23 protein-coding genes are annotated in these 25,293 nt (G+C 43.5%); 11 read left to right on the top strand and 12 right to left on the bottom strand.

The window, feature by feature from the left end:
* Positions 1–731: 731 nt before the first annotated feature.
* The 6 genes from Q1Q15_RS25450 (at position 732) to Q1Q15_RS05495 (ending at position 5,717) form a co-directional block, all read left to right on the top strand.
* Positions 732–1,166: a disulfide bond formation protein B gene (locus Q1Q15_RS25450; RefSeq protein WP_363320872.1), complete on the top strand. Its 435-nt coding sequence runs from the start codon at positions 732–734 to the stop codon at positions 1,164–1,166.
* Positions 1,167–1,820 (top strand): thioredoxin domain-containing protein, encoded by a 654-nt coding sequence (locus Q1Q15_RS05515; protein WP_300457492.1) that lies wholly within the window; start codon positions 1,167–1,169, stop codon positions 1,818–1,820.
* 77 nt (positions 1,821–1,897) lie between these two features.
* On the top strand, positions 1,898–2,404 hold the full coding sequence (locus Q1Q15_RS05510; protein WP_300457491.1) for a TlpA disulfide reductase family protein: 507 nt from the start codon (positions 1,898–1,900) through the stop codon (positions 2,402–2,404).
* Positions 2,405–2,771: 367 nt separating this feature from the next.
* Entirely contained in the window at positions 2,772–3,461 is a 690-nt protein-coding gene (locus Q1Q15_RS05505) for a 4Fe-4S binding protein (protein WP_300457489.1), read from the top strand.
* A gap of 155 nt (positions 3,462–3,616) precedes the next feature.
* Positions 3,617–4,096 (top strand): hypothetical protein, encoded by a 480-nt coding sequence (locus Q1Q15_RS05500; protein WP_300457487.1) that lies wholly within the window; start codon positions 3,617–3,619, stop codon positions 4,094–4,096.
* A gap of 493 nt (positions 4,097–4,589) precedes the next feature.
* Positions 4,590–5,717, top strand: coding sequence for a DUF1611 domain-containing protein (locus Q1Q15_RS05495; protein ID WP_300457485.1), 1,128 nt, complete (start codon positions 4,590–4,592; stop codon positions 5,715–5,717).
* 8 nt (positions 5,718–5,725) lie between these two features.
* On the opposite strand, the gene Q1Q15_RS05490 is transcribed toward Q1Q15_RS05495, so the two are convergent.
* Positions 5,726–7,210, bottom strand: a complete 1,485-nt coding sequence (locus Q1Q15_RS05490; protein WP_300457483.1) for a M81 family metallopeptidase — start codon at positions 7,208–7,210, stop codon at positions 5,726–5,728.
* 316 nt (positions 7,211–7,526) lie between these two features.
* Here Q1Q15_RS05490 and Q1Q15_RS05485 point away from each other — a divergent pair, with 316 nt between their 5' ends.
* The 3 genes from Q1Q15_RS05485 (at position 7,527) to Q1Q15_RS05475 (ending at position 9,500) form a co-directional block, all read left to right on the top strand.
* The gene (locus Q1Q15_RS05485; RefSeq protein ID WP_300457481.1) at positions 7,527–8,378 is read left to right on the top strand and encodes a sirohydrochlorin cobaltochelatase; all 852 of its coding nucleotides are present in this window, start codon (positions 7,527–7,529) and stop codon (positions 8,376–8,378) included.
* Between the two features lie 48 nt (positions 8,379–8,426).
* Positions 8,427–8,870: a DMT family transporter gene (locus Q1Q15_RS05480; RefSeq protein ID WP_300457479.1), complete on the top strand. Its 444-nt coding sequence runs from the start codon at positions 8,427–8,429 to the stop codon at positions 8,868–8,870.
* 153 nt (positions 8,871–9,023) lie between these two features.
* Complete coding sequence (locus Q1Q15_RS05475; protein WP_300457477.1) at positions 9,024–9,500, top strand: flavodoxin family protein; 477 nt, start codon at positions 9,024–9,026, stop codon at positions 9,498–9,500.
* An 80-nt stretch (positions 9,501–9,580) separates the two neighbouring features.
* Here the strand turns inward: Q1Q15_RS05475 and Q1Q15_RS05470 are convergent, their stop codons facing one another.
* The 3 genes from Q1Q15_RS05470 to Q1Q15_RS05460 are packed head-to-tail and all read right to left on the bottom strand — an operon-like array spanning position 9,581 to position 13,578.
* Positions 9,581–11,134, bottom strand: a complete 1,554-nt coding sequence (locus Q1Q15_RS05470; protein WP_300457475.1) for a universal stress protein — start codon at positions 11,132–11,134, stop codon at positions 9,581–9,583.
* Entirely contained in the window at positions 11,134–13,230 is a 2,097-nt protein-coding gene (locus Q1Q15_RS05465) for an ASKHA domain-containing protein (RefSeq protein ID WP_300457473.1), read from the bottom strand. Before Q1Q15_RS05465 ends, Q1Q15_RS05470 begins: the two co-directional genes overlap by 1 nt.
* Positions 13,231–13,278: 48 nt before the next feature.
* Positions 13,279–13,578, bottom strand: coding sequence for a thioredoxin family protein (locus Q1Q15_RS05460; RefSeq protein WP_300457471.1), 300 nt, complete (start codon positions 13,576–13,578; stop codon positions 13,279–13,281).
* Positions 13,579–14,214: 636 nt separating this feature from the next.
* Between Q1Q15_RS05460 and Q1Q15_RS05455 the strand changes: the two genes are divergently transcribed.
* Positions 14,215–15,624, top strand: coding sequence for a sigma 54-interacting transcriptional regulator (locus tag Q1Q15_RS05455; protein WP_300457469.1), 1,410 nt, complete (start codon positions 14,215–14,217; stop codon positions 15,622–15,624).
* 60 nt (positions 15,625–15,684) lie between these two features.
* Here the strand turns inward: Q1Q15_RS05455 and Q1Q15_RS05450 are convergent, their stop codons facing one another.
* The 7 genes from Q1Q15_RS05450 to Q1Q15_RS05420 all read right to left on the bottom strand — a co-directional run bounded on the left by Q1Q15_RS05450 (position 15,685) and on the right by Q1Q15_RS05420 (position 22,389).
* Positions 15,685–16,398, bottom strand: coding sequence for an ABC transporter ATP-binding protein (locus Q1Q15_RS05450; protein WP_300457468.1), 714 nt, complete (start codon positions 16,396–16,398; stop codon positions 15,685–15,687).
* On the bottom strand, positions 16,398–17,171 hold the full coding sequence (locus Q1Q15_RS05445) for an ABC transporter ATP-binding protein (protein WP_300457466.1): 774 nt from the start codon (positions 17,169–17,171) through the stop codon (positions 16,398–16,400). Before Q1Q15_RS05445 ends, Q1Q15_RS05450 begins: the two co-directional genes overlap by 1 nt.
* A 2-nt stretch (positions 17,172–17,173) precedes the next feature.
* On the bottom strand, positions 17,174–18,448 hold the full coding sequence (locus Q1Q15_RS05440; protein WP_300457464.1) for a branched-chain amino acid ABC transporter permease: 1,275 nt from the start codon (positions 18,446–18,448) through the stop codon (positions 17,174–17,176).
* A gap of 32 nt (positions 18,449–18,480) precedes the next feature.
* Positions 18,481–19,416 (bottom strand): branched-chain amino acid ABC transporter permease, encoded by a 936-nt coding sequence (locus Q1Q15_RS05435; RefSeq protein ID WP_300457462.1) that lies wholly within the window; start codon positions 19,414–19,416, stop codon positions 18,481–18,483.
* 100 nt (positions 19,417–19,516) lie between these two features.
* Entirely contained in the window at positions 19,517–20,692 is a 1,176-nt protein-coding gene (locus Q1Q15_RS05430; RefSeq protein ID WP_300457460.1) for an ABC transporter substrate-binding protein, read from the bottom strand.
* A 224-nt stretch (positions 20,693–20,916) separates the two neighbouring features.
* Entirely contained in the window at positions 20,917–21,987 is a 1,071-nt protein-coding gene (locus tag Q1Q15_RS05425) for a sigma-54 dependent transcriptional regulator (RefSeq protein ID WP_300457458.1), read from the bottom strand.
* Between the two features lie 15 nt (positions 21,988–22,002).
* A complete protein-coding gene (locus tag Q1Q15_RS05420) occupies positions 22,003–22,389 on the bottom strand; it encodes a response regulator (protein WP_300457457.1) in 387 nt (128 codons plus the stop codon).
* 268 nt (positions 22,390–22,657) lie between these two features.
* On the opposite strand from Q1Q15_RS05420, the gene Q1Q15_RS05415 reads away from it, so the two are divergent.
* Positions 22,658–23,671, top strand: coding sequence for a beta-ketoacyl-ACP synthase III (locus tag Q1Q15_RS05415; protein ID WP_300457455.1), 1,014 nt, complete (start codon positions 22,658–22,660; stop codon positions 23,669–23,671).
* Here Q1Q15_RS05415 and pgi read toward each other — a convergent pair.
* Positions 23,666–25,288 carry a glucose-6-phosphate isomerase gene (pgi, locus tag Q1Q15_RS05410; RefSeq protein ID WP_300457453.1) on the bottom strand — a complete coding sequence of 541 codons (1,623 nt, stop codon included), beginning with the start codon at positions 25,286–25,288 and terminating at the stop codon, positions 23,666–23,668. The two genes, Q1Q15_RS05415 and pgi, sit on opposite strands and share 6 nt — an antisense overlap.
* Positions 25,289–25,293 lie beyond the last annotated feature (5 nt).

Below are 25,293 nucleotides of genomic sequence, written 5' to 3'. Positions count from 1 at the left end.
TAAGATAATTTAAAATGAAAACTATATTTAACAAATCATTCTGGTTAATCCTTTTTTTATGGATAATCATTTCCGGAACGGCATATACCAAATCAATTTGTGATGATTCGGAAAACTGTCGATCCTATTCGGTATCTTCTTTTTTTTCACAGATCGAGACAGATAGTTCGATCTGTGCATATAATTGCCACTATTGGGGACTGCTCTCTACTACTTCCAGTAAAAAAGATAGTTGTTGCAAAAAAAAAGAATGTTCGCGTGATAAAAATTTTTTTTTAAACACTCAAAATCCTAAAACTCAGACAACATCTATTCCTTTTGTATCTACAAGCCAAAGGCAGTTGGACAGTAGGACTTTACGTCCAGTCTTTGCGCAACATAAATCAAGACAATCCATTTCTATTTACACACTAGTTCAATCCTTTTTGTGTTAAATAATCATCGTCCTTAAGGGGCTCGGAAACAAATAATTACGCCATTTTGCTTGTCTTTCAGCTCGGCTTCTGCGTTGCATCAAAGTGCACATATTTCAATATGCTCCCTTTGATTCGCCTTGAACACGAGCTGAAATCCTACGCCATATTTTGTGTAATTATGTATTTCCGAGTCCCTAAACTGAAAATTAGCAGACAAGATCGACAATTATCTTGTACTGTCGATGAATATTTATCCGATTTGATGTATCTGTATTAATACTTGAATCTAAAAAATACAATTTGGAAGATTTTTAAATGTCACAAACAATTCAAGAATCCAATAAAAACTGGGCTATTCTTTTTTCAGCCTGGGTTTTGGTTACTGTATCAACTCTGGGAAGTCTGTTTTTCAGTCATGTAATGGCGTTTGCCCCCTGTGTTTTGTGCTGGTACCAAAGGATATGTTTATTCCCTCTGGTTATCATTTTGGCCACAGGGCTTTTTCCTTTCGACAAGCATGCAATAAAATATTCGCTGCCCCTGGCAATTGCAGGCTGGATAACAGCGTTTTACCATAACTTACTCTACTCCGGAATTATACCACAGGATCTACAGCCATGCAGTCAGGGGGTTTCATGTACGGAGGAATACATAGATTTGTTTGGTTTCTTAACAATCCCCATGATTTCTTTGATTTCGTTTTCAATAATTATAATACTTTTAGTTCTATTAAAGCGGAGGATATCTTAAATGAAATATAAAATATTTGCAGGCACCTGCCTTGTTTTGATTGGTATATTTGCGGCAACCAGTTTTTATTATAAAAATCAACAAGCTCAAATGTATAACTTTATGGCCCAAAACAATGCTTCAACTTTTGTGAGGGACTATTCCCAGATACTTGGCAACGATGACGCAAAGGTCTTTCTTGTTGAATTTATGGACCCGGCATGTGAGACCTGCGCTGCTTTTTCCCCCCTTGTTAAACAAATGATGGCTGCCAATCCCGGCAAAATAAAGCTGGTTCTTAGATATGCTCCTTTTCATGAGGGAGCTGATTACTTTGTAAAAATTCTTGAAGCTGCAAAAAAACAAGGAAAATATTGGGAGACTTTGGATGTGATGTTCAAATCTCAGGCATACTGGACGAGTCATCATGTTGCACACCCCGAAAAAATATGGCAATTTTTACCAAAGGCCGGAATTAATGTAGATCAAATTAAAAAAGATATGAATGACCCGGCAATTGAAAAAATAATTGAACAGGATCTTGCCGATGCAAAAACGCTTAATGTTCGAAAAACACCGGGCTTTTTCGTTAATGGAAAACCACTCGTGACCTTTGGACGTCAGCAATTGTATGAATTGATTCAATCAGAAATAAACCGCCAATATTCGAATTGATTATTCAGGGCCCATTGCTAAATAAACGGATGGCGTTTTGGGCCTTCAGTAATAAATTTTAGAGGAAATCAAACGATATGAAAAAGTTGTTATTTCTAACCTTAACATTTTGTCTGTCCCTGTTCATTTTTGCCTGTGGACAGGAAACCGCTATTTTAAAGGTAGGTGATCCCGCACCGGATTTTTCTTTGATTGACAGGCAGAGTAAGACCTGGACGCTTTCCGAACTTAAGGGGCAGGTAGTATTTATCAATTTCTGGGCAACCTGGTGCCCCCCTTGCCTGAAAGAGTTACCTTCAATGCAGAACCTTTACACAACGCTACCTAAACATAATTTCAAAATGCTCGCTATCCTGAACAAGGACAAGACGGCCCTGGCGGATTTCGTTGCAAACCAAAAGGGTATAACTATTCCCATTCTTGATGATGCTCAGAATGTGGTGGGTTCAAAATATTTTTTAACAGGTTTGCCTGAAACTTTCATTGTTGATAAACAGGGGATAATCCGTGAAAAAGTTATTGGGGGTTCCCAATGGGACACTCCTGATTCAGTGCAAATGATTATGAAATATATTAACCAATAAAAATATGCTCAAAAAACAATCAGAAATAAAAAAAATCAAGATTGTTCCATTTGTGGTGATACTCATTTTTATCATCCTTGGGGTGATTGGCATCACTTTAAATGAGCCAGCACGGGTCCTTAATCAGGCAACACAAATTTGTTTGTCTTGTATAGGAATAGGATAGCCCTTGGATGTCATACGCAAATGGGTTCAAACCCTATTCTTTCTTATTACCAATGGCTATTGGAACTTCCCTGTTACCAAAGCAATCTACAAGGGGCCATTAAAGGTAGTTTGTTCACCGGGCCTTAATTGTTACTCGTGTCCGGCGGCAACTACCTATTGTCCCATAGGTTCTTTACAGCAACTTCTTGCAGGGATTCGGATGTCTATTGAAACCGGGCAATTTTTTATAGGGTTTTATGTTATTGGCACAATGGGTGTTATCGGTGGATTTGTTGGACGAATGGTTTGTGGTTGGGCCTGTCCATTCGGTCTCCTCCAGGAACTTCTCCATAAAATTCCCTCACCCAAATTTAACATCTGGCCTTTCCTGCGCTATGGAAAATATGGTCTTCTGATTTTCATGGTAATTCTATTACCGCTTTTTGCCATAGATGAATTTGGAACCGGAGAGCCTTGGTTCTGCAAATATTTTTGTCCGACAGGAACGCTGGAAGCAGGAATCCCAATGATATTTTTGCAGCCAGCCCTCCGCATGAATCTGGGTTGGATTTTTCTAGTCAAGATATTTATCCTAATTGTTTTTATTGTCTGGGCTGTTTTGGCAAGCCGTCCTTTTTGCAGAACAGCCTGCCCGCTTGGCGCCTTTTATGCTCTGTTCAGCAAAATAAAATTGGTCAAGTTAAGCCTTGATTACAACAAGTGCACCCATTGTGGGGCGTGCCATGAGGTTTGCCCCATGGGTGTTCGTTTCAATGAGTCACCCGAAGACATGGAATGCATCTCTTGTATGTCTTGCAGCAACGTATGCAAACTCAATGCAATCAGCCTTGAAATGGGAGGTTTACCAATTCCAGGCCATCCAAAAGAGCCAAAAACAAAACGAATATAGTTTGCTTGAATTTTGATCGACCCAAAGTTATGATTTCTTGCAACGGTAAGTCTTGCTTTTCCTGATAAACAATATACAATCATTGTAAATACAAAAAATGAATGTCCAAAATTTGCCTGTTGCTTATGATTGACATCGATAAACAGGAGTCCAAAATGCACCGCCTGAAAATTACACGTGATAAATTCCTCAAAGACATTCAGGGCCGAACGTTTTCCGATGTTGTAAACGATCCAGAGCAGCCTTTTGAAGCAGTTCTGGAGTTTTTTAATGATGACGGCAGGCAACGACGGATGGAGGAGTCTGAAATTCACCATGACAGACCTTCTTTGGCTGGCGTCGTCCGAGAGTTTGAATCACATCCAGCCATCAATCGATCCCTGGCCGACACAACCAATCATAGGAGCAAACGGTTGCGGCAGGCCGTTGGGGTTGTCGTGCGTATGGTCATGCAGGCCCGCGGGTGGCAGAAAACCGGCCGAAAAGGGTCGCTGGGTGTCCGTACACCGAGGAAGGGAGTACACTTCAACCACAACACGGGCGGGCTGGCATTCTGGTTCATTCGTGCCGAGCGCTACGTGCGTACCTCGGGGATGCCGTTCCGATCTGTGCGAGAACGCTGTATGGAGCTATAGTCTGCGGTTTCGCAGCTAACGCACAGCGAGCAATTAAAGCGGAATCAGAAAAACAAAAAAGAACAGAACAAAAGATCAGACGAAAGAGAAGAGCAAAAAGCCTGACTATTGAAGTAAGCATCGAGCAAAGAAGAAGCAAAAGACGAATACATGCTGCGATCCAAATGAACTGCAACCCTTTTTCTTAACGATGACTGCATGCACTGCGATACGAGCGAATTGCAGGTCATTTTACAATGCCAACACCGTTCACAAATCGTTTCCAAGCCTGAGCCGGTATTGTGGTTGCTGAGTGCCTACTCATCCGCACTATTATAGGTTTTGGATCGAGACTCCGATCAAAATGATCGACTCGCTTTGAACCTGGGTTTGGCCTAACTATAATTGTGCTAATGCATGATTTTAACATAAAGATAAAATTCTATACTTTCCAGAACGTTTATTGGATTTAAACTGTTTTTGAAAGTCTGGTAAAAAGAATGAGGTTAATTTAATGGCCACCATAAAAGAAACAGCTTTAGTCTACTGTGAAAAACAATTCGGCTTAGTGGATGGAAAAACTGCTACGGGGTTAGTTCGGCATTCAGAAATCTATGATATTGTTGGGGTTATAGATAGTTCATTAGCTGGCAAGGATTCAGGGGAAGAATTAGGGGGAGATAAGAGCGGCATTCCCATTTTTATCAATTTAGAAGATGCCTTGGGTAAGCTTTCTAAAGTCCCGGATTGTTACATTTATGGGAAAGCGCCTATAGATGCTTATATATCAACTGAAGAAAGGAATCTGATCTTAGAGGCAATGGAAAATGGGATGGACATCATTAACGGTCTTCATCAGTTCTTCTCCGAAGATCGAGAGTTTGCTCAGATGGCTGCCCGGAACAATATCCAAATAAAAGACATCAGAAAACCCCCGGAACTTAAAGATTTGCATGTCTTTACCGGCCAGATATCTAAAGTAACTATTCCTGTAATCGCCGTATTAGGCACCGATTGTGCGTGCGGAAAAAGGACTACCGCAGTAGAGCTCAATTATGCTTTGAATGATCTCGGGATAAACTCGGTACTAATCGCGACAGGCCAAAGTGGCCTGATGCAAGGAGCAATGTACGGCGTATCGATGGATGCCCTGGTTTCCCAGTTTGTGATCGGTGAAATCGAAAACTCTGTTATTCAAGCGTTTGAAAACGAAAATCCCGACATCATTTTAGTTGAGGGACAAAGTGCCCTTAGTCATCCCGCATTTATGAGTTCTATCGGCATCTTGAAAGGCAGCATGCCCGATGGCATTATCCTTCAACATCCACCTGCAAGGACGTTCCGGTGCGATTTTCCCGATCTGAAAATGCCCATTGTTGAAAGCGAAATTAAACTGATTGAAGCGGTTTCTCAAGCGAAAGTGATGGCTATTGCATTAAGCCATGAAGGCCTGTCGGACGAAGAAATGGTGAAAACTATCAAGCGGTATGAGATGCGGTTTCAACTACCGACAACAGATGTATTAAACCATGGATGCCATAAACTTATCCAAACCTTAAGCCATCGTTTTCCAAAACTGAATCAAATAATTATGCGAGAGGTTTTAGAAGAAATTCCTAATATAGAATCCGCTTTGGCCTAGTTTCCTAATCAGCTTTCTGCCTGATCTAGAGGGAAAATCGGTCTTGGTATGTTGCGGTAGGGCAGTCGGTTGTATTGCGGGGTGCAAAGTGCACCGCTGTCACAAATAATTATCTGTCCTGCAATTGCCTCAAACGCAGCACGGAAGTGTTGCATCGATTTTAGCGCCACGACATGCTTGTTCAGCGGATCAATACCAAATGCTTTGAATTGCTGCAAATCAAGTATTTGGCGGGCAATGGTGACCACCAATATCTCAATACTATTGACGCGTAGAACAGCAGTGGGACCGAAAGAACCGCTGAGCCCATGGATCATGGGACCATCACCGATGAAAATCCCGTCGCTGATAGAAATGAGCTCGCCTTCAACGGCGAGTGGTCCACCACCAAAACTTGGATCGGTTTTGCCCCCCAGCATAATGTGAACCCGTTCACCAACAACCGCAGCATGCAACTCCTGTGCTGCCTCACCATCCACCATGGGACCAAGACAGGCATTTGTCACACCCGCCTCAAGCAGTGCACGCAAGAGCTCAGTTGAATCGCCATAGGCGCCTGCACCGGGATTATCCGCATAGTCTGCTATGACCAGCGGCCCTTTGTCAGGCTCGTATCTATCTGCAATCTCTGCAGCCGCTTCAACACTGAGATAGTCGTTCAGCACTTCAAAGCGTCTGTTCCAGATGTCATCAGCAATCGTTTCGGCAAAAGCAATGTGTGCTGCAAAATCCCCCTGACCTGTGACCAACACGGTTGGGCCAATCCTTGCAACATCTGCACTGGCAAAACCCGCATTGATGCTCACGGCAAATACGTCTGTCTTCTCCTCATACGCCCTCGCTGCTGCAATGCGCTTGATCATCGGACCAACGTCGGTGCGCCCACCATTTACTTCTTCCAGCATAGGCTTACTCACGAGGATCGTACGCGGTTTGATCTCACCAGCCATTGTTCGGTGTAAAATCTCACCGGCATGGCGACCGGTGTCGCGCATATCAATATGCGGATAGGTTTTAAACGACACAATAATGTCAGCCAGGGCACACATCTTATTGCTGACATTTGCATGCGGATCAAGCGTGATGGCAATTGGCATCTCCTCGCCCACCACGCTGCGGATGCGCCAAAGCAACTCGCCTTCACCATCTTCACAGAAATCAAGGTCCATCGCACCATGCAACCCAAGGAGAACTCCGTTGAATGGGTGCTGCTTGATTGCGGAGATAATTGGATCACAGAGCCAGTTAAATGCTGTCCGCCTTACTTTGCCGCTTGGCCCGGCAGCTGCGCTGAGCACATGGGTGATATGCCAGTCATGCGCTCGACCGACATCGAGGAAGCCGGCAAGTTCCGTATTCTCCTGGCCGCGCTCGGCGATCGCTTGGGCGCCCATCAGCACATAACGGTTCCTGAAAGCCTTTTCATCAGTTTCCTGACGACTAAAGGAATTGGTTTCATGAGATATTTCGGCGGTCAGAACATTGAAAGACATTATACAAATTCCTCAAAACCATAAAAATTAATTTGGGGTCCGGCGCATTTTGTTGCAACAGACCATGGCACGATCATCGCTTAATTACAATAAAAATCTGTTTTTCGGACAGACGCAATCAACATCCTGTGTGCTTAAGCGCAACCAACGCAATCAACCAGATCAGTTTCATAATAAGAATTACTGCCATACAGATGAAACGATTGACAAAAAGGCTTAATTTGATTAAAAAATTGGAAAATACGCAACCAGTTAGTTGCTCCATCAGGATGATAAAATCGAAACAGACTCCAGCGGAACTTATAAAGAGGATAAAATGCATCAAAACGGGTATATTGGCCGCAAAATGCGGCTGCCGAAGCTCAAAGAAAAACCGGCCATTGTGATGGCCACTTTTGGCAGTAACAAACGGGCCAAAGCAGTGCTATCTCTTTTTCAGAAGGCGTTGGAAAACCGTTATCCGGATGAATCTGTTTACTGGGCCTACACATCAGAGATCATTCGTAAAAAACTCAACCTGCCGAGCCTGCAGCAAACCCTGTCTCAAATAGAGGCGGACGGATACCGAAAGGTCGTTGTCCAGCCATTGCATATCTTTCCCGGCACGGAATACCAACAGCTTGCGGAGACATGCAACTTTTTCCCTGGACTTCGGGTTTTCATGGGCGAGACCCTGCTCCATCGCTGGAATTTTGTCCATGAGATACTGAAAGCCATTGAGCCGGAATTTTTATCCCCGGAACAAGGATATAACCTCCTGGCCCTGCATGGCACCCCTTTGACAGCAGACCCGGTGAACATCGTCTACATGGGACTGGAGCGACTGCTGGAAAATCTGTATCCCAACGTCCTGGCAGCCACGGTGGAAGGTATTCCGGATCACCGGGCCGTGTTTGCCCGTATCAAAAGAAATAACCTTGCAACAGCGTACCAAAAAATAAAAATTATTCCCATGATATATTTTGCCGGCCTTCATGCCGAACAGGACCTGATGGGAAAAAAGGAGAGCTGGCGAAGTGCTTTAGAAGCACTTGGTTTCCAGGTAGACTGTCCAACCATTACCTATGACGGACAAGAAATCTATAAAGGATTGGGCCATTATCCGGACGTTACCAAAGGATTTCTTGACAGACTAAAAAGAGCCCTTGAGCTGGCAAAGTACTACTGATTAATTCAACTTTCGGGATTGGCCATTTGTGAGAGATAGATATAGATCATGAAAATTTTATTGTTGTTTGTTGCCCTGGTTGCCGGAATGCTTACCCCCCTGCAGGCAGGGTTGAATGGTAAAATGGGACGTGCCATTGGCGATCCTGTGTATGCGGCATTGATATCCTTTGTAGTGGGGTCTTTCGCCCTTTTTTTCTATGCTGTGGTAACCCGGGTGAATCTGGGCAGTATCCGGCAGGCTGCTGACATCCACTGGTCTGTCTGGTCTGCGGGTTTTCTGGGGGCCTTTTACGTGACAGCGACCATCATCCTGACGCCAAAACTTGGGGCAGCACTTACCTTTGGCCTTGTGGTGGCAGGTCAGCTGATCATGGCGGTTGGTATGGATCACTTCGGTCTTCTGGGGGTGCCCACACAATCTTTTTCCCTGCAGCGCCTGGCAGGGATCGCCCTTATTACGGCAGGCGTTATCCTCATCAGAAAGTTCTAATGAGGTTTTAAAAACAAAATTTTTTTTAGATAACCCCCGGTTTTTCAAAGATCACAATCCCGATGGTATATTTTTTGCTATTCTACATATATCATATGGATTGGTATCCAGGATGTTACCAAACGATAACAATAAAAAATGGAGAAAAACCGAATGAAATCATTGATTGTTTATTCCACTCAAAGTAAAAATACCAAAAAACTTGCTGATGCAATTTATGAGAGCCTGGAAGGAGAAAAGGATATCTTTCCCGTTAATTTAGCGCCTTCAGCTGATAGTTATGACCTGATCGCAGTTGGGTTCTGGCTTATGGGGGGGAAACCAGATCCAAAAATCAGCGAATATCTGCCAACCCTGGGCAAGCAAGACCGCCTGTTTTTGTTTGCCACCCATGGTGCAGCAGCAGGATCCGACCATGTCAAAAATGCAATGAATCATGCCATTGGTCTCACGAATGAATCAGACCTTGCCGGTGTCTTTACCTGCCAGGGAGAGGTCAATCCAAAGGTTTTGGAAAAAGTGAAACAAAAACCGGAGCCTCCGGTTTGGATTGGGGATGCAGATGATGCGGTTGGTCATCCCAATGCAGACGATATATCCGCCTTAAAGCAGATCATCGCTAAATTGTAATCATTCAAAAAACGCTGGATAACGTGTTCCGTCTATTATCCAGCGCTTTTTAAGTCGGTTTCAGGAGAATATTTCATTTCCTATGATGAAGATGGCCGTGCCACAAGCACAGGCACACTGGATTTAAGGATGACCCCACTGGCCGTACTGCCGATCATCATTTCCTCAAACTGTCCATGTCCATGGGTTCCCATGATAATCAAATCAAAGTTGTCAGCCAGGGCCATCTTAACGATTTCATCAACCGGATTGCCCGCGGTTACAATGATTCGGTCTTCTGAAAGCGGACAATGGGGCAGTTGTTCCAGAACCTTTTGAGATGTCATTCTCATCCGTTCACGCATGGCAATTTTTGCAGCCTCGATATTCTTCCGGTTAAATTCTTTCCATTTCTCTGTATCGACTAAATTTGACAGATTCTTACCTGTGCCGGACGAGTATTCATCCAGAACATCCGGAACAACATGGATGGCATGAACCTGTGCGCCATATTTATTGCCAATGCTGCAGGCATATTTAACGGCATGCCGGGCTGTTTCGGATAAATCCGTTGCAAAAAGTATTTTTTTTACATCAATGATCATGGAAATATCTCGTTCACTGTCCAGCACTTTTAGGGCATCGGTTTTTTCCTGTTCGGGGGGTTCTTGTGTTTTAGGTATGGGTTTACCAAATATCACATCAATGAATTTCACATACCATGCTGCTGTCTGGATCTGGATAATATAGGCAAGAGAAATCAAAAGGGCAATGGTCATGCCTTCTTTACCAAAAGCGGTCATGGCAATGGCAAGGGCAATGGACAGATCCCGCATGACAACACCGAAAACCATGGCAATGGCATCTTCTCTTTTAAACAACAGCCGGCCGGTGATGGTCAATAAAATATAGGATATCAAATAAAAAACAGCCAATGGCATTAAAATGATCAGGATATCACCGGGATTGGCAATGATATGTCTGGCCTTCAAAGACATGGCCAAAAAGGCAATTAAAACAACCCCGAGGGCTGAAAACGGCGGGAATTTGGTTTTGATCTTTTCATTCCATATTTTCGGTCCATATTTTTTCATTCCGAACGTCTGGGTAAGAAGCCCGAAGATTAACGGTAAAAATACGAAAATAGCAATCTGTTTGAACATGTGAAGCATATTCACTTCAATGGTGGCGCCCATAAAAATTTTTGTAAAAATTGGCGCGGCAAGAGACCCGATGACAAGTCCGAATACCACCATTTTAATGGCAGCTTCTTTATTGCCTTTGGCAAATCCGGTCCAGGAGATGGTCATTCCCGATGTGGGAAGAACACCGATCAAAAAAAGCCCGACTGCCCACAGGCCAAATTTGGGATCTTGGCCGGTTAAAAATATTTTTCCAATAAAAAATACGATCAGCGGAATAAAGATAAAATTAATGATCTGGGTGACCAGTTGGAGCTTAAAATCCTGGCCTTTAAGAATGCTTTTAACATTTAATGTCACCATCATGGGGTACACCATGATAAAGGTGACCGGGATAATGAATTGTTTTAAAGGGCTTGCGTTAAACAGATATCCGTAGATCAACCCCAGGAGCATGGAGACCGGGATGGTCCATACCAGGTTTTTTTGTATGAAAGATAATAATTTCAGCATTATGCAAGTTCCTTTGTTGTTTTCGTCAGCCGAACACTTGGAAACAGGTTGATATCGGTATGGGGTAGAAACTGGGCTTTTGTGAACTCCTCCATAAACCCGGGGTTACTTGAAAAATCAAGGTATGTCATTGCATTTGAAATGGCGATGGCCTGGTTTCGACAGGTGTTGGAAAGAAGTGCCATATAGGCACCGGCAATGGAGCTGTTTCCCATATAATTAAATTTTTCTCTTTCAATATCCGGGAGCAATCCAATGGTGATGGCCTTCTCAATATCCAGAAATTGTCCAAATCCGCCGGTGATAATCATCTGCTGTATGGAAGAAAAATCCATTCCCACCTGTTCCAAAAGAATGTTGAATCCGGCATAGATAGCAGCTTTGCTGAGAATCAGGCTCTTGATATCCGACTGGGTGAAGATAAGATCTTCTTCCGAGTCAATATTGGCTGCAAACTCAAGAATAAACGCTGGTTCGTCATTGAAAAGGGTAAATCTTGGGTGATCTGCTTCAATCTTGAATTTGCCATCCTGACCCAGCACTTCTTTTAACAGCATTTCAGATAATAAATCGATCATGCCGGTTCCGCAAATACCTCTTGCCGGCTTGTTGTCGACGGTTGAATACTCCGGTTCAAATGTGACAGGGTCAAGGGTAATCCGTTCAATGGCACCATCTTCCGCCCGCATGCCCCAACGGATCCCTCCGCCTTCAAAAGCCGGGCCTGCAGAGCAGGCGGCTGTGATGAGAAATTCATTGTTGCCCAGAACGATCTCTCCATTGGTGCCAATATCAATAAAAAGGGTCAGCGCTTCAAATTGATTAAACCTTGTATATAACACACCGGCTACAATGTCCCCCCCCACATAACTGGCAGGCCCGGGCATGACAAAAACGCCGGCATAGGATGCCGCCTTTAAGCCGATTTCACCGGCTTTAATAATGGGAAATTCTGAAACAGTCGGTATATACGGTTCCCTTCGAATATATTTGGCCTCAATTCCCAGGAGCAGATGGGTCATGGTTGTGTTACCGGAGATAGCAATATTTTCAATCTGTTGATGATGTGCGCCAATTGAATCAAGGGCTCGCTTGGTCAGATTGTTGATAGTGGAAATCGCCATTTTTTTTAATTTTTTAACCCCGTCTTTTTCAGAGCAGACGATTCGATTAATCACGTCATCCCCACACGCGGCCTGGCTGTTATGATCAGATACGGCACTCAGTACAGCGCCATCTGACATATCCACCAGGTACACAACAATAGAGGTGGTTCCTAAATCCACGGCCATGCCAAGGGAGTTTTGCAGGTCTTGGGAAGCCGGAGAAACATCAACGATTTCAGATGAACATTTTTTCCATAGCACAGAGGTGATGACCTTAAAATGATCATTCCTGACCGACGCGGTCAGTTGACGCATCACCCTGATATTCGTGCTCATTTTAGAGGTATCATACCCTTTTTTTTTCAGGGCCCGGGTTAACCTGTCCAGATCACTGACCGTATCCTCCAATGTCGGCAATTCCAGCTGCAACGGTATTTTTTCAACAATCGGTTCTATGGTTTCCACAAGACCCGACAGTTTTTGGGTGGCAGCGTCTCCCATTCCAGCGGCTTTTAATTTTTTTTCAATGGTTTCTTCGGGAATTTTGACAATGATATCTTCATGAATACTGGATTGGCAGGCAAGGACATATCCTTTTTCTTTTTCTTTGTCACTGAGCATTGAGGTTTTTTCTTTGTCAACTTTGCCGGACTGTATGATCAATTTACATTTTCCACAGGATCCTTTCCCATTGCAGGAGGAGTTGATATAAACCTCTGCTTTTTGGGATGCTTCGAGCAGATTTGTGCCTTCTGCAACGGTTATTTTTTTATCTCCGGGTTTAAAAACAACGGTATATTCTTTTTGAGGCGGTTTCGTTTCTGTCTCTTCAAATCCTTTTTTTGAAATAAAATGAATCGGACAGGAAGGTCTGAACTTGCAATATATATCGGGATCACGACATTCCAGACATTCCTCGCAAAGATAAATATTATGTTTCATACAGATGTAACTGGTTTCTCGATCAGGGTGATTGATACATTTACCCATTTTTAGCCTCCGCTTTGTTTAGTGATTCAGATTCAAGTGATTCAAGTCTTATAATATATCCTCCAGGATTTTGGTAATACTATTTTCGAATTGAAGCCCCACAAGGCGCTTCATTTCTTTGCCATCCTTAAAAATAATGATGGTGGGTATGCTTTGAACCATATATGTTTTAGCCAGTGCCTGGTTTTCATCAATATTAATTTCAATGATAGAGGCGCGATTCTGATATAAGGTTATCAAGCGTTTAATAACGGGTTCCTGGGCTCTGCATGGTGCGCACCAATTTGCATTAAAATCCACAAGGGTAACCCCTTTTTTTAAATTTTTCTGGAATTGATCCTTATCCATTTTAAATTAACCTCCATCAATGATTAGGTAAAATAATAGTAATAGTATACGGACAATCAAAAACTATGCCATACCATATTTTCATTATTGACAAAACAAATATAACCAACTGAAAACAAAGGCATTAATAAATATAATGATATAAATACTTACCCGCACCATCAGATATTTTAACAAAAAGGAGCGTTACTGACTTGAAAGGTTACGTTACAAGACGCGGCCGTTTCAAGGCAATAAAAAATACAGTGCTTTTTTTGACAAATAATAGATCAGATATACTTTATTATCATTAGAACATAGACAGATGGCATGCCCCTTGCAATTTATTAAATTTAAAATCGTATATTCTGCTGTTAACCCTTAACCATGAGGTCCATATGAAAGAAATGATTTATGTGCTTATTTTTCTTGGCGTTTATATCCTGCTGCAGGTGTATATCCTCCCTAAAATGGGGATATCCACTTGAATGAAAAATGCCTGTCAGGTGACAGACAAGAAAGAAATTCACCCCCCCATACCGGAAAAAAAAGAATAATATCACTTTATTTCCCAGGCAATGAACGTAACGGTAACGTTACCTTGTTTCAAATCGAAACAAGTGGCGTTACCGTATCGTTACATGATAAGGATGACATATGGAAACCCATCAGTTATGGAATGTTAATTTTTTAAACCAGATTCTCGATACGATGGCAGAAGGTCTTTTTACGCTGGATGATCAGGGCGTTATCACCTCCTGGAACAGGTCAATGGAAAAAATCAGCGGCTATACTTCCCAAGAAGCGATCGGGCACAATTGCAGTCTTATTGAATGCAGCAAGTGTTTCGGGAAGATGTGCCCAGCGGATATCAATAAATGCGGTGTCATTCAGCATGGAAAAACAGAGGCCAATGAATGTTTCATCAAACACAAGGATGGGCAGGATGTTGCCGTGATTAAAAATGCGCGACTGGCCCGGGATGAGAATGGCCAGATTCTTGGCATTGTTGAAACGATTACAGACTTGACTGAATTAAAAAAAATAAAAAAAACAGCTGAAGAGGCACAAAGAAAGCTTAAAAAGGCGTATCGACTGGGCAATATCATCGGAAAAAGTGCTGTCATGCAAACCGTATTTGATGCCATACGGGCTGCTGCAAACAGCCGGGCCACAGTGCTGATCCAGGGTGAAAGCGGGACAGGAAAAGAACTGGTTGCCGGGGCCATCCATTATAATGGGACCAGTGAAGCGAATCCCCTGGTCACGGTCAATTGTTCTGCACTGTCTGAAACCTTACTTGAAAGTGAACTTTTCGGTCATGTAAAAGGCGCCTTTACCGGGGCACACAAGGATCGTAAAGGTCGATTTGAAGAGGCGGACGGGGGAACTGTTTTCCTTGATGAAATTGGTGAATTAACCCCCTATATGCAGGTAAAACTGCTGAGGGTTTTACAGGAAAGGGAAATCGAAAGGGTAGGGGACTCAAAAAAAAGAAAGATTAACATCCGAATCATCGCAGCAACCCATAAAAATCTTTTCGAGCTGACCCAACAAGGAAAATTCAGGGAAGACCTTTTTTATCGATTAAAGGTTTTCCCCATTATTGTTCCGCCCTTGAGACATCGCCGGGAAGATATCCCTCTACTTGTCAGCCACTTTATAAAAAAAGGAAATAAACGGGAAAAAAAATCCATTAAAGGCGTTGATACGGAAGGGATGAAGCGATTGATGGAACATTCGTGGCCGGGGAATATCCGGGAACTTGAAAATGCCATTGAACATGGGTTTGTTATCTGTAATTCAGACCAAATTACACGCAGCGATTTGCCTGTGGAACTCCGGGGAAGCCGGACGTACATAGAAAAAAGATCTCATTTTTCCCCTGTGTCCCCCCCCCGATCCCCCCAACCGGATAAGGCGGTAAAATTAACGAAAGAGGCGCTGTTAACCTTACTGGAAGACTGCAATTGGAACAAAGCAGAGGTTGGCAGACAGCTTCAAAAAAGCCGGACATCGGTATGGAAATACATGAACAAATGGAATATCCCGTTACAAAAGGAGTAAACGCCTTGGAAAGGTTTTTACCAAGGCGTTTGATACGGTCAGGTGTTTGATACGGTGGGGTCAAGCCCCCAGATACGCTTTTTTGACATCCGGGTTATTGAGCAATTCATTTGACGGGCCTTCCAGCACCAGAAATCCATTCTCAATGACATACCCCCGCTGGGCAAATTTCAAGGCGAGACGGGCGTTCTGCTCAACCAGGAGGATGGTGGTCCCCAGTTTATTGATCTCTTTTAACGCATCAAACATTTCAAGCATGAGAAGCGGTGCCAGTCCCATGGAAGGCTCATCCAGGAGCATCATTTTTCGGGCGCTCATGTACCCCCTTCCCACTGCCAGCATTTGTTGTTCACCACCGGACAGTGTCCCGGCAAGCTGATCTTTTCTCTCTTCTAACCGGGGGAACAGATCAAATACCCATTTTCTATCCTTGACAATCTGATCAGCATCTTTTCGGGCAAAGCAGGCAAGGATAAGATTTTCCGTTACCGTCAGGTTGCCGAAAATCCGTCGCCCTTCCGGGACGTGGGATATGCCAAGCTTTGAAACGACTTTATCGGTATTATATTTGAGGATGTCTTCCCCTTCAAATTCAAGAACAGACCCCGGCTTGGCAGGCACCATTCGGGAAATGGCCCTCAGGGTCGTACTTTTCCCGGCGCCATTGGCGCCAATTATCGTTAAAATTTCACCGGCTTCAATGGAGAAGTCAATGCCATGCAGCGCTTTAATATTACCATAGGACACTTTTAAATTTTTAACGGTAAGTTGCATCAGGTGAGATCCTCCTTGCCAAGATACGCTTCAATTACCTCAGGATTATTCTGAATTTCTTCCGGAGGGCCTTCTGCAATCAGTTCGCCAAATACAAGCGTTTGAATATACTGGCATAATTCCATTACAAATTTCATCCTGTGTTCAATGAGAAAAATGGCCACGTCAAAGTCCTGGTGAACCTGTTGAATAATTTTAATCATTTGCACCAGTTCATCAGGGGTCATCCCGGCAGTGGGTTCATCAAGAAAAAGGATTTTAGGATTCGTTGCCATGGCCCTTGCCATTTCCACACGCCGTTGTGCCCCATAAGACAGGTTGGTAACCAGTTGATCTGCATGTTGTTTGATATCAAACAACTCCAGCAGTCGATACGCATTTTCTTCAACCCGGGCTTCCTGCTGCCGGCATTTACGGGTGTTAAAAAAGGCCCCCATCAGCCCATAGGACAATTGGGAATAATGGGCCATTTTAATATGATCCAGAACTGTCATGTGCCGCCACAATGCCAGATTCTGGAAGGTCCTGCCCAACCCCTTGGCCGCAATTTCATTGGTTTCCAACCCTTTGATATTTTCATTTTCAAGGGTGATGGCACCTTCTGTGGGCGTATAAACGCCTGTAATCAAATTGAAGATGGTGGTCTTGCCTGCACCGTTAGGGCCAATAAGACCTGTGATCTGATGGGGTTCTATGGTTAAATTATAATTATGGACAGCTCTAAGACCCCCGAAATAATGTGTCATTTTATTTACATTGAGCAATGCAGACATCCTTAGGCTCCTTGTTCTCTTTTGAATTTAGATCTTAACAGCTGTTTGGCATTGATTTCCTTAAAGGAAATCAGGCCGTAGGGACGGAAAATCATAACCAGGATCAAAATAAGGGGAATGATAATCCATTTAAAGAGTTCAAGCGGTCTTAAGGCTTCTCCCAAAACATTGATACTGACGGCCCCGACAATGGAACCGACAATGGAGTTGAGCCCGCCAAAGTAGACCATGGCCAAAATTTCGGCCAGACGGTTAATACTGAACATGCCCGGGTTAATATAGGCCAGAACGTGGGCAAATAAACCGCCGGCAATACCGGCCCAGAAAGCGCCAAACGTAAATGCGGTCATCTTTGTTTTACGGGTTTTTACGGTCATGGATTCTGAGGCCGCCTCATCATCCCGAACGGCATTTAATGCCTTTCCCATAATCGATGAAACAAAATTGTGGACGATCCAGATACACAACATGGTCCAGATGAAGATGATGGGCAGGGGGGCATAATCGGGCTGTCCCCCCATCCCCCTGGCCCCGCCGATACCATTGAGGTTTTCCACGGCACTCTTGACAATAAACATGAAGGCAAGAGAAATAATCGCCAGGTAATCCCCCCGGGTTCTAAAGGAAGGAATCGCCACCAGCAGCGATCCCAGTGCTGCTGCAACGCCACCGGCCAAAAGAGCAAAGGGAAAAAGCCACGGCCCCAGAGCCGGCGGTAAAACAGCGATGCCAAAAATTTTATCATTCACAAAAAAATACAGGGTGATGATCGAAGAAACATAGGCGCCCAGTGCCATGAACCCGGGGTGGGAGCAGGAAAATTCTCCCTGATATCCATTAATCACATTGATACTGATGGTTAAGATAATGGAAATCAGTGTCAGTTTGACAATCAGCACCCGGTAATCATTGATGCCGGCCCATAGATGAAGCACGCCATAGAAAAAAATCAAATGGACGATGGCCGACAGCCACAGCGGTGTTTTTTCAAGCATGGCCGCTAAAGGATTGGTGAAAAAAGCGGTTGTTTTTGCGATTAAAAGAACCGGAATAACATATACGACCAGATCATACCCAATGGCACCGGGTATCATCATTGGATTTTTCAGCATAATCAGGGCGCCAAATAAAACCGGAATCTTGGGTAATCCCAGATAATATGAAATATAATCATAGCCCCAGTAATACTCGATGAGCACCGCTGCAAGAATACCCAACAGCCAGCCCAATATGGGTACGGTTGAAAACATGTTTTTAAATTTTCTTGCTGTTTCCATGTAATGTTCCTGTATCTGTAGAAGGTAAAGAATTATAGCCTTAATTTTGTGCTGTGTTCCATTCCAAAAAATCCCCTGGGTCTGTAGGTCAGAATCAAAAGAATAATGGAATAGGCGATTAAATCCCTTAGGGTTGATGGAAAAATCGTGGCCACAAATATCTCGATAAATCCCAAAAGATAGCCGGCAAGGGCCGCCCCTTTTATGGAGCCTCTGCCACCCAGAATAGCTGCAACAAATGCCTTCCAGCCGATCAAAACGCCCATATACGGATCTAATATCGGGTAGGCCTGTCCATACAAAATTCCGGCAACCGCTGCAAGTCCGGCACCAATGGCAAATGTCAGCGGTGCCATGACGTTTATGGAGACCCCCATTAACGGAACGGCAAGAAAATCATAGGACATTGCCCGCATGGCCATTCCCCATTTTGTCCGCTGGATAAAGGTATGAAGGGCAAGCATCAGGAAAAGGGACAGGATGATAATCAGCACTTTTACATTTGTAAAATACACGCCGCCGATATTGTAAGCAATGGATTCCATTAATGGCGGGAAACTTAACCTTTTTGCCCCCAGCAAGATCAGGATACCGGTCTCAAAAATAATACCGATCATCAGCCCGGTAATGGCTGCAGATGCACGGGGTGCTGACCTTAAAGGTCTGTATCCTGCGACTTCCACAAAAACACCGATCCAGGATGCCAGAAACATGGTAATAACCACCGTGGCAATAAAAATAACCGGTCCGGGTAAAAAACCAGCAAATAACGTCAAAAAGAGTGTTGCAATCCCAAAGCCGATATAGGTGCCCAACATGAAAATATCCCCATGGGCAAAATTAAAGAGCATTAAAACGCCGTACACCATTGAATACCCAATAGATATAACTGCGTAGAAACTGCCTCTTTGGAGTGCATTAATCAGGTTTTGAAGAATATAGGGTATAAATTCCGTCAATGCTTCCATTCACCAACTCCTGTTTTGTTGATAAGCATAAGACTGCTGTGCACAAGCGGCACAGCAGTCTTATGAAAGATAAAAAATTTAAATCATACGATTTGATTGCTTAAGGACAACTGGATTTATAAAATTCATACTCGCCCTTATCATTTATTTTAACGATAACAGCACATTTGATGGGGTCACCTTCATCCGTAAAGGTCATATTTCCGGTAATACCGGCAAAATTTTTAATTTTTGCAAGGCTGTCTCTCACCGCAGTCCGGTCTGTTTCAATTCGACCGGTAATTTTCCCTGTATTCTGAATGGCCTGCTGGGCAAGAAGCAGTGCATCCCATGTAAGGGCGGCAACGTCATCGGGAATATATCCGTAAGTGGCTGTGTATCGGTCGATAAAGGCTTTGGTCGCACCTTTGGCGCCTGCTGCGGCATAGTGAGATGAAAAGAATTGCCCGTAGCAGGGTTCACCGCACAGTTCCACTGTTTCAGCAGATCCCCAGGAATCAGATCCCACGATGGGGCCTTTCCATCCAAGGTCTTTTGCCTGTTTTACGATCAGGGGGACTTCATTGTAATACTGGGGGGTAAAAAGGACCTGGGCACCGGATTTAACAATTTGAGTTAACTGGGAAGAAAAATCCGTATCCTTTGTTGTAAAGCTTTGATAGGCAACCACAGAACCTGCGCCATGTTTTTTCTCCCAGGCTTCTTTAAAGACTTCTGCCAACCCTTTGGGATAATCTGAGGCAACGTCATACAGCACAGCAGCTTTGGTAAAACCAAATTCTTCCGTGATAAAATTGGCCACAACCGGTCCCTGGAATGGGTCTAAAAAACAACCGCGAAAGACATAAGGTCTGTCAAGGGTTGTATTCGGATTGGTTGACCAGGGACTGATCATCACTGTTTTGTATTTGTTGGCCACTTCACCGGCAGGAACGGCCTGTTTGGAAGATTGGGGGCCCACAATGGCGAGCACATCATCCTGGGTAATCATTTTAGTGTTTGCTTTTACAGCGGATTCTGCTTTTGACTCATTATCTTCGATAACCAGCTCGACATCATAGATTTTACCACCGACTTCAAGACCACCTAGTTTTTCAATGTCTTCAAGCCACATCATGGCAGCATATTTGGAACCTTCGCCAACCTTTGGAATGTCTCCGGTCAAAGGGGCGTTGATACCAATTTTGATAACCGTTTTTCTTGCACTAAAAGCGGATGAAGAAAACATCATGGCAAAAACAAAGGTCACAACCACTAAACAAGCAATTTTTCGCATGTTACCTCCTTATAAGATTAAATGTTTTTTAAAAGCCGCTAATGTATCGCATTAATTGAGCAAATACCATTTTAACAACCATGCTTTTTTAAATACTGTGTAACAAAAAAAACAAATTGTTAACCATTAATTGCTAACATTAAAGATGCTTTTAAACGCAGCACAGGTTTAATTTATATGTAAAAACCTAGATTAAGTAAAGGATAATAACGATGGCGCAGCAACTATTTTACCGGTGGACTCACTTCAAACTCACTCATCTTGTAGAGCAGGGTTTTATAACTGATTTTAAGTATTTTAGCTGCCCGGGATCTGTTCCAGCCAACTTTATCCAGAACAAAACCAATGACTTCTTTTTCGACCCTGTCTGACGCCATTTTTTTAATCTTTTTCAAAGAAATATCTTCAAATAATTTTTCTGAACTTGTGGACAAATCAACAAACTCTGAAATAATGCTGGGCCGATTATTTGCAAATTCATGGTTTTCAAGTGAGTACGATTCCCTGCTCTGGCCGTTGATCTGGATCTGAGGGGAAAGGTCCGGGTGTTCTCTTGGCAGGTCATCTAAAATTTTCTCCCATGAGTTTAACACCATTTGTTTTTTAATACAATTTTGAAGCTGCCTGACATTGCCGGGCCATGTATACTGGCAAAGTTTCTCAAGGATATCCGGCTCGGGTTTGCTGCCATGATTTTCAGGATATTCTGATCGATAGAGTCTGATATAATACTCAATCAAAGACGGAATGTCTTCTTTTCTTTCCCGCAGGGGCGGTATATCAATTTTAATAATGTTCAGTCGATAAAACAGATCCTCTCTAAACATCTTTTTTGCCATGCTGTCTTCAAGGTTATGGTTGGTGGCTGCAATGACCCATACATCTGTTTTATAATCCTGATCCGATCCAAGGGGAGAAAATTCACCACTTTGAAGCACATGAAGCATTTTTGACTGTAATGACAAAGGCATGTCACCGATTTCATCAAGGAAAAGAACGCCCTTGTCCGCTGTCTGAAATTTTCCCTGGCGTTTTTTATGGGCACCGGTGAAAGCGCCTTTTTCAAAACCATACAGTTCGCTTTCCAGAAGCGTTTCAGGCAATGCCGCACAATTGATTTTTACAAAATTTTTTGAAGACCGGACAGATTCTGCATAAAGACTTTGAGCAACCACTTCCTTACCAACACCAGTTTCACCTGTTATTAATACATTCAAACAGGTATTGGCTACGTGGCTGATCAATTCTTTGATCTTTAATATGGATTTACTGACGCCGATTAAGGGTGTGCTCATAATATTATCTTAACTCTATGGGTTATCATTCTTTGGATTAATCAAGTCGGAAACCGTATGTTCAATGTCAAACAGGTCGATGGGTTTAAATAGAACAACATCAGCATTGGCTTCAGACGCCAGTGCACCGGGTTGATCACCAAACCCGGTCATGGCGATAATTTTAAGATGGGGAAATTCTTTTTTTACAATGGAAATCAGACCGACACCACTGATATTGGGCATGACAAGGTCTGTAATCAGGCAATCAAAAAAATTGGCTTTATCTTTCAGGAGTTTTAAAGCAGCAAAACCATCCACCGCAGTCTTCACTTCATAGCCCATTGAATTAAAGAACTCATAAAAGGTTGATAAAATGTCCTCATTATCATCAACGATCAAAAGTCTGCGTGGGTCTGCCATTATGTGCCTCATAAATTGAAACGGAAAAGGAAAGTTTTTTGTAATACGTACTCCATATAATAGATCTGTTTGACCTTGCAAGGAAAAAATTAAAAAGTTGCGATATATCCGGTTCAATATCCAGCAAAGGTTTCATGAGATAAAAATGTTGCCCGGCATTTCATGGTTCTTGCCAAAACCATAAAATAATATTATAACCGCCTGCATAATAGAGCATTTAAGACAATTTAGCCATCGGATCATTTTGGATTTGCATAAGGAAGACGCTATGAAAAAAAGCATCATCAAAAGTACAGGGATGTTTGTTCCCCCCAATATCATTACCAACCATGACCTGGAGAAAATAATTGACACCTCTGACGAATGGATACAACAAAGAACAGGGATTGAACAACGATACTGGATTGATCAGGATGGGGCAACCGGTGCGTCTGATTTAGGATTTGAAGCGTCTAAAATAGCCTTGAAAGCTGCCGATTGGACCGCCCAGGATATTGATTTTATCATTTTTGCGACCCTCAGCCCGGATATTATGTTTCCGGGTTCCGGTTGCCTGCTTCAGGCAAAGCTAGGTCTTGATTCTACGCCGGCACTGGATATCCGGCAGCAGTGTACAGGGTTTCTTTATGGTCTTGCCACGGCAGACGCTTATATTAAATCGGGCCTTGCCAATAAAATTCTTCTGGTGGGGGGAGAGGTTCATTCTTCAGGCCTTGATAAAACAACCCGGGGACGGGATATTACGGTGATATTTGGTGACGGCGCCGGAGCGGTCTGTATTGAAGGGGTTGAAACCGATGAACAGGCAGGTGTGCTGTCATCTGCGCTGCACGCGGATGGCAATTTGGCCGAGGCATTGATGACGGAACTGCCTGCCTCAAGACTGCCATTGCGAGTGCCGGAAGGTGTGCCAACCGATGATGCCAGATACTATCCTGTCATGGATGGACCGCTTATCTTTAAAAAAGCCTTAAGGATGCTGCCCAAGGTCATCAACGAATCCCTTGAAAAAGCCCACATCAGTCTGGATGAAATCGATTTAATTATTCCCCATCAGGCGAATATAAGAATCAATCAAGCCCTTGGGCAATTTTTAAAACTGGATGACAATAAGGTGTTCCATAATATTCAAAAATATGGAAATACCACTGCCGCAAGCATTCCCATGGCACTTCATGAAGCAATGGAACAGAACCGTATCGGCGCCTCCGGAGATGTCGTCCTTTTTACGGGTCTGGGTGCCGGACTTACCTGGGGCAGTGTGATTTATAAGTTTTTATAACGCGCCTTTAAATAAGGTATCAAGATAAAATGCTGCTGCCGGATCAAGGGCGTTAAACGCATAGGCCGCATCTGTATTTTTTCGTTTGATTTGCTCCCTGATATCAGAAGCAAGATGTTTGCCCAGTTCAACACCAAACTGATCAAACGGATTTATCCCCAATATGAACCCTTCATATACGGTTCTTGCTTCATAAAAGGCCAGGAGCATGCCAACACTCTCCGGTGTCAATGTATTGATGACAATGGTGGAAGAGGGCCTGTTGCCTGTAAAATGTTTTGCCGTATTATCATCCGCCTTTCCCATTGCCAGGGCCTGGGCCTGGGCAATCATATTGGCCCATAACTCCTGGTGATTGTAAACCCCTTTTGATTTGGCCTGGTCTTTATTGTAGGCCGGCTTTACAACGCCGATAAATTCGATGGGAAACGGACTGCCCTGGTGGGCAAGCTGGAAAAAGGAATGTTGTGCATTGGTCCCGGGCTCACCAAAAATAATGACCCCGGTTTGGTAATCCGTCAGTTTACCGTCAGACGTGACCCCTTTGCCAAGACTTTCCATATACAGCTGCTGTACATGGGGGGTAAGTCTGGACAACGCGCTGCAATAGGGAATAATTGCCTGGGCAGGATATCGTAAAAAATTACTGTTCCATATACTGATCAATGCGCTTATCAAAGGGATATTCTTTTCCTCCGGGGCATTCAAGGCATGGGAATCCATAGCGTGACAGCCGGTTAAAAATCGGTTAAAGACATCAAATCCAAAGGCAAGGCTTAGCGGAAGCCCACCCACTGCCGAGGTCACAGAATACCTGCCACCAATGAAATCAAACATATGAAAAGACCCCAGGACCGGATTCGATGGATTGTCCCCCGGACTGCCCTTGGCGGTCACCGTTACAAGATGGTGGGCAGGATCAAGGTGATGGGTCTTTAAAAACAACAATACCTGGTTCAGATTGGCCATGGTTTCCGTTGTGGTATAGGACTTTGAAATGACGATCCAAAGACAGGTTTCAGGATCAATGGTTTTGATGACCTGTCCAAAATTATCAATGTCCACGTTGGGTAAAAAATGAAGGTCCATTTGCGGCTCAACACACTGCTTGCATGCGGTATAAACAAATTCGCACCCCAGGTAAGACCCGCCGATGCCAATCACAACGGCATCTGTAAACGGTTTTCCCGTGGTGCCGGTGATTTGCCGGTGATGGATTTTTTCAGAGAACGCCTTGATCTGAAGGTTTACATGGTTCATTTCAGAAATGACCTCCACATCATTCAACCAGATCGCATCATGGGTAAAATCTCTTGCCGCTGTATGAAGGGCCGCTCTCTTTTCCGTTACATTGACGATGTCACCGGCTGTCATCCGGGAAAAGGTCTCTTTGGCTTTGGTTTCTCCGGCAAGATTCAATAATTCTGCCAGTACACGATCATCTATCCGCTGCTTGGAAAAATCATAAAAAAACCCCTCCATTTTTAAGGAAAAATTTTTCAATCTGTCCTTTTCCTGAATTAAATGTCTTAAATGACAGTTTTTATCGGTAACGCTTTTGGAAAGACGGCTTAAATTTTTAAAGGCGTTGCAGTGTTCAAATAGTGTCTGACCCATTTTAT

The organism is Desulfobacula sp., from assembly GCF_030145145.1.
In the GTDB taxonomy this organism is placed as follows: Bacteria; Desulfobacterota; Desulfobacteria; order Desulfobacterales; family Desulfobacteraceae; genus Desulfobacula.
Note: the sequence above shows the minus strand (reverse complement) of the source record. Positions and strands in the feature narration are given on the sequence as shown.

What these genes read in the sequence shown, in the direction of transcription:
- Q1Q15_RS25450 (WP_363320872.1), top strand. Translation starts at nt 732, where the DNA reads ATGTCACAAACAATTCAAGAATCCAATAAAAACTGGGCTATTCTTTTT.
- Q1Q15_RS05515 (WP_300457492.1), top strand. Translation starts at nt 1,167, where the DNA reads ATGAAATATAAAATATTTGCAGGCACCTGCCTTGTTTTGATTGGTATA.
- Q1Q15_RS05510 (WP_300457491.1), top strand. Translation starts at nt 1,898, where the DNA reads ATGAAAAAGTTGTTATTTCTAACCTTAACATTTTGTCTGTCCCTGTTC.
- Q1Q15_RS05505 (WP_300457489.1), top strand. Translation starts at nt 2,772, where the DNA reads ATGTCTATTGAAACCGGGCAATTTTTTATAGGGTTTTATGTTATTGGC.
- Q1Q15_RS05500 (WP_300457487.1), top strand. Translation starts at nt 3,617, where the DNA reads ATGCACCGCCTGAAAATTACACGTGATAAATTCCTCAAAGACATTCAG.
- Q1Q15_RS05495 (WP_300457485.1), top strand. Translation starts at nt 4,590, where the DNA reads ATGGCCACCATAAAAGAAACAGCTTTAGTCTACTGTGAAAAACAATTC.
- Q1Q15_RS05490 (WP_300457483.1), bottom strand. Translation starts at nt 7,210, where the DNA reads ATGTCTTTCAATGTTCTGACCGCCGAAATATCTCATGAAACCAATTCC.
- Q1Q15_RS05485 (WP_300457481.1), top strand. Translation starts at nt 7,527, where the DNA reads ATGCATCAAAACGGGTATATTGGCCGCAAAATGCGGCTGCCGAAGCTC.
- Q1Q15_RS05480 (WP_300457479.1), top strand. Translation starts at nt 8,427, where the DNA reads ATGAAAATTTTATTGTTGTTTGTTGCCCTGGTTGCCGGAATGCTTACC.
- Q1Q15_RS05475 (WP_300457477.1), top strand. Translation starts at nt 9,024, where the DNA reads ATGAAATCATTGATTGTTTATTCCACTCAAAGTAAAAATACCAAAAAA.
- Q1Q15_RS05470 (WP_300457475.1), bottom strand. Translation starts at nt 11,134, where the DNA reads ATGCTGAAATTATTATCTTTCATACAAAAAAACCTGGTATGGACCATC.
- Q1Q15_RS05465 (WP_300457473.1), bottom strand. Translation starts at nt 13,230, where the DNA reads ATGGGTAAATGTATCAATCACCCTGATCGAGAAACCAGTTACATCTGT.
- Q1Q15_RS05460 (WP_300457471.1), bottom strand. Translation starts at nt 13,578, where the DNA reads ATGGATAAGGATCAATTCCAGAAAAATTTAAAAAAAGGGGTTACCCTT.
- Q1Q15_RS05455 (WP_300457469.1), top strand. Translation starts at nt 14,215, where the DNA reads ATGGAAACCCATCAGTTATGGAATGTTAATTTTTTAAACCAGATTCTC.
- Q1Q15_RS05450 (WP_300457468.1), bottom strand. Translation starts at nt 16,398, where the DNA reads ATGCAACTTACCGTTAAAAATTTAAAAGTGTCCTATGGTAATATTAAA.
- Q1Q15_RS05445 (WP_300457466.1), bottom strand. Translation starts at nt 17,171, where the DNA reads ATGTCTGCATTGCTCAATGTAAATAAAATGACACATTATTTCGGGGGT.
- Q1Q15_RS05440 (WP_300457464.1), bottom strand. Translation starts at nt 18,448, where the DNA reads ATGGAAACAGCAAGAAAATTTAAAAACATGTTTTCAACCGTACCCATA.
- Q1Q15_RS05435 (WP_300457462.1), bottom strand. Translation starts at nt 19,416, where the DNA reads ATGGAAGCATTGACGGAATTTATACCCTATATTCTTCAAAACCTGATT.
- Q1Q15_RS05430 (WP_300457460.1), bottom strand. Translation starts at nt 20,692, where the DNA reads ATGCGAAAAATTGCTTGTTTAGTGGTTGTGACCTTTGTTTTTGCCATG.
- Q1Q15_RS05425 (WP_300457458.1), bottom strand. Translation starts at nt 21,987, where the DNA reads ATGAGCACACCCTTAATCGGCGTCAGTAAATCCATATTAAAGATCAAA.
- Q1Q15_RS05420 (WP_300457457.1), bottom strand. Translation starts at nt 22,389, where the DNA reads ATGGCAGACCCACGCAGACTTTTGATCGTTGATGATAATGAGGACATT.
- Q1Q15_RS05415 (WP_300457455.1), top strand. Translation starts at nt 22,658, where the DNA reads ATGAAAAAAAGCATCATCAAAAGTACAGGGATGTTTGTTCCCCCCAAT.
- pgi (WP_300457453.1), bottom strand. Translation starts at nt 25,288, where the DNA reads ATGGGTCAGACACTATTTGAACACTGCAACGCCTTTAAAAATTTAAGC.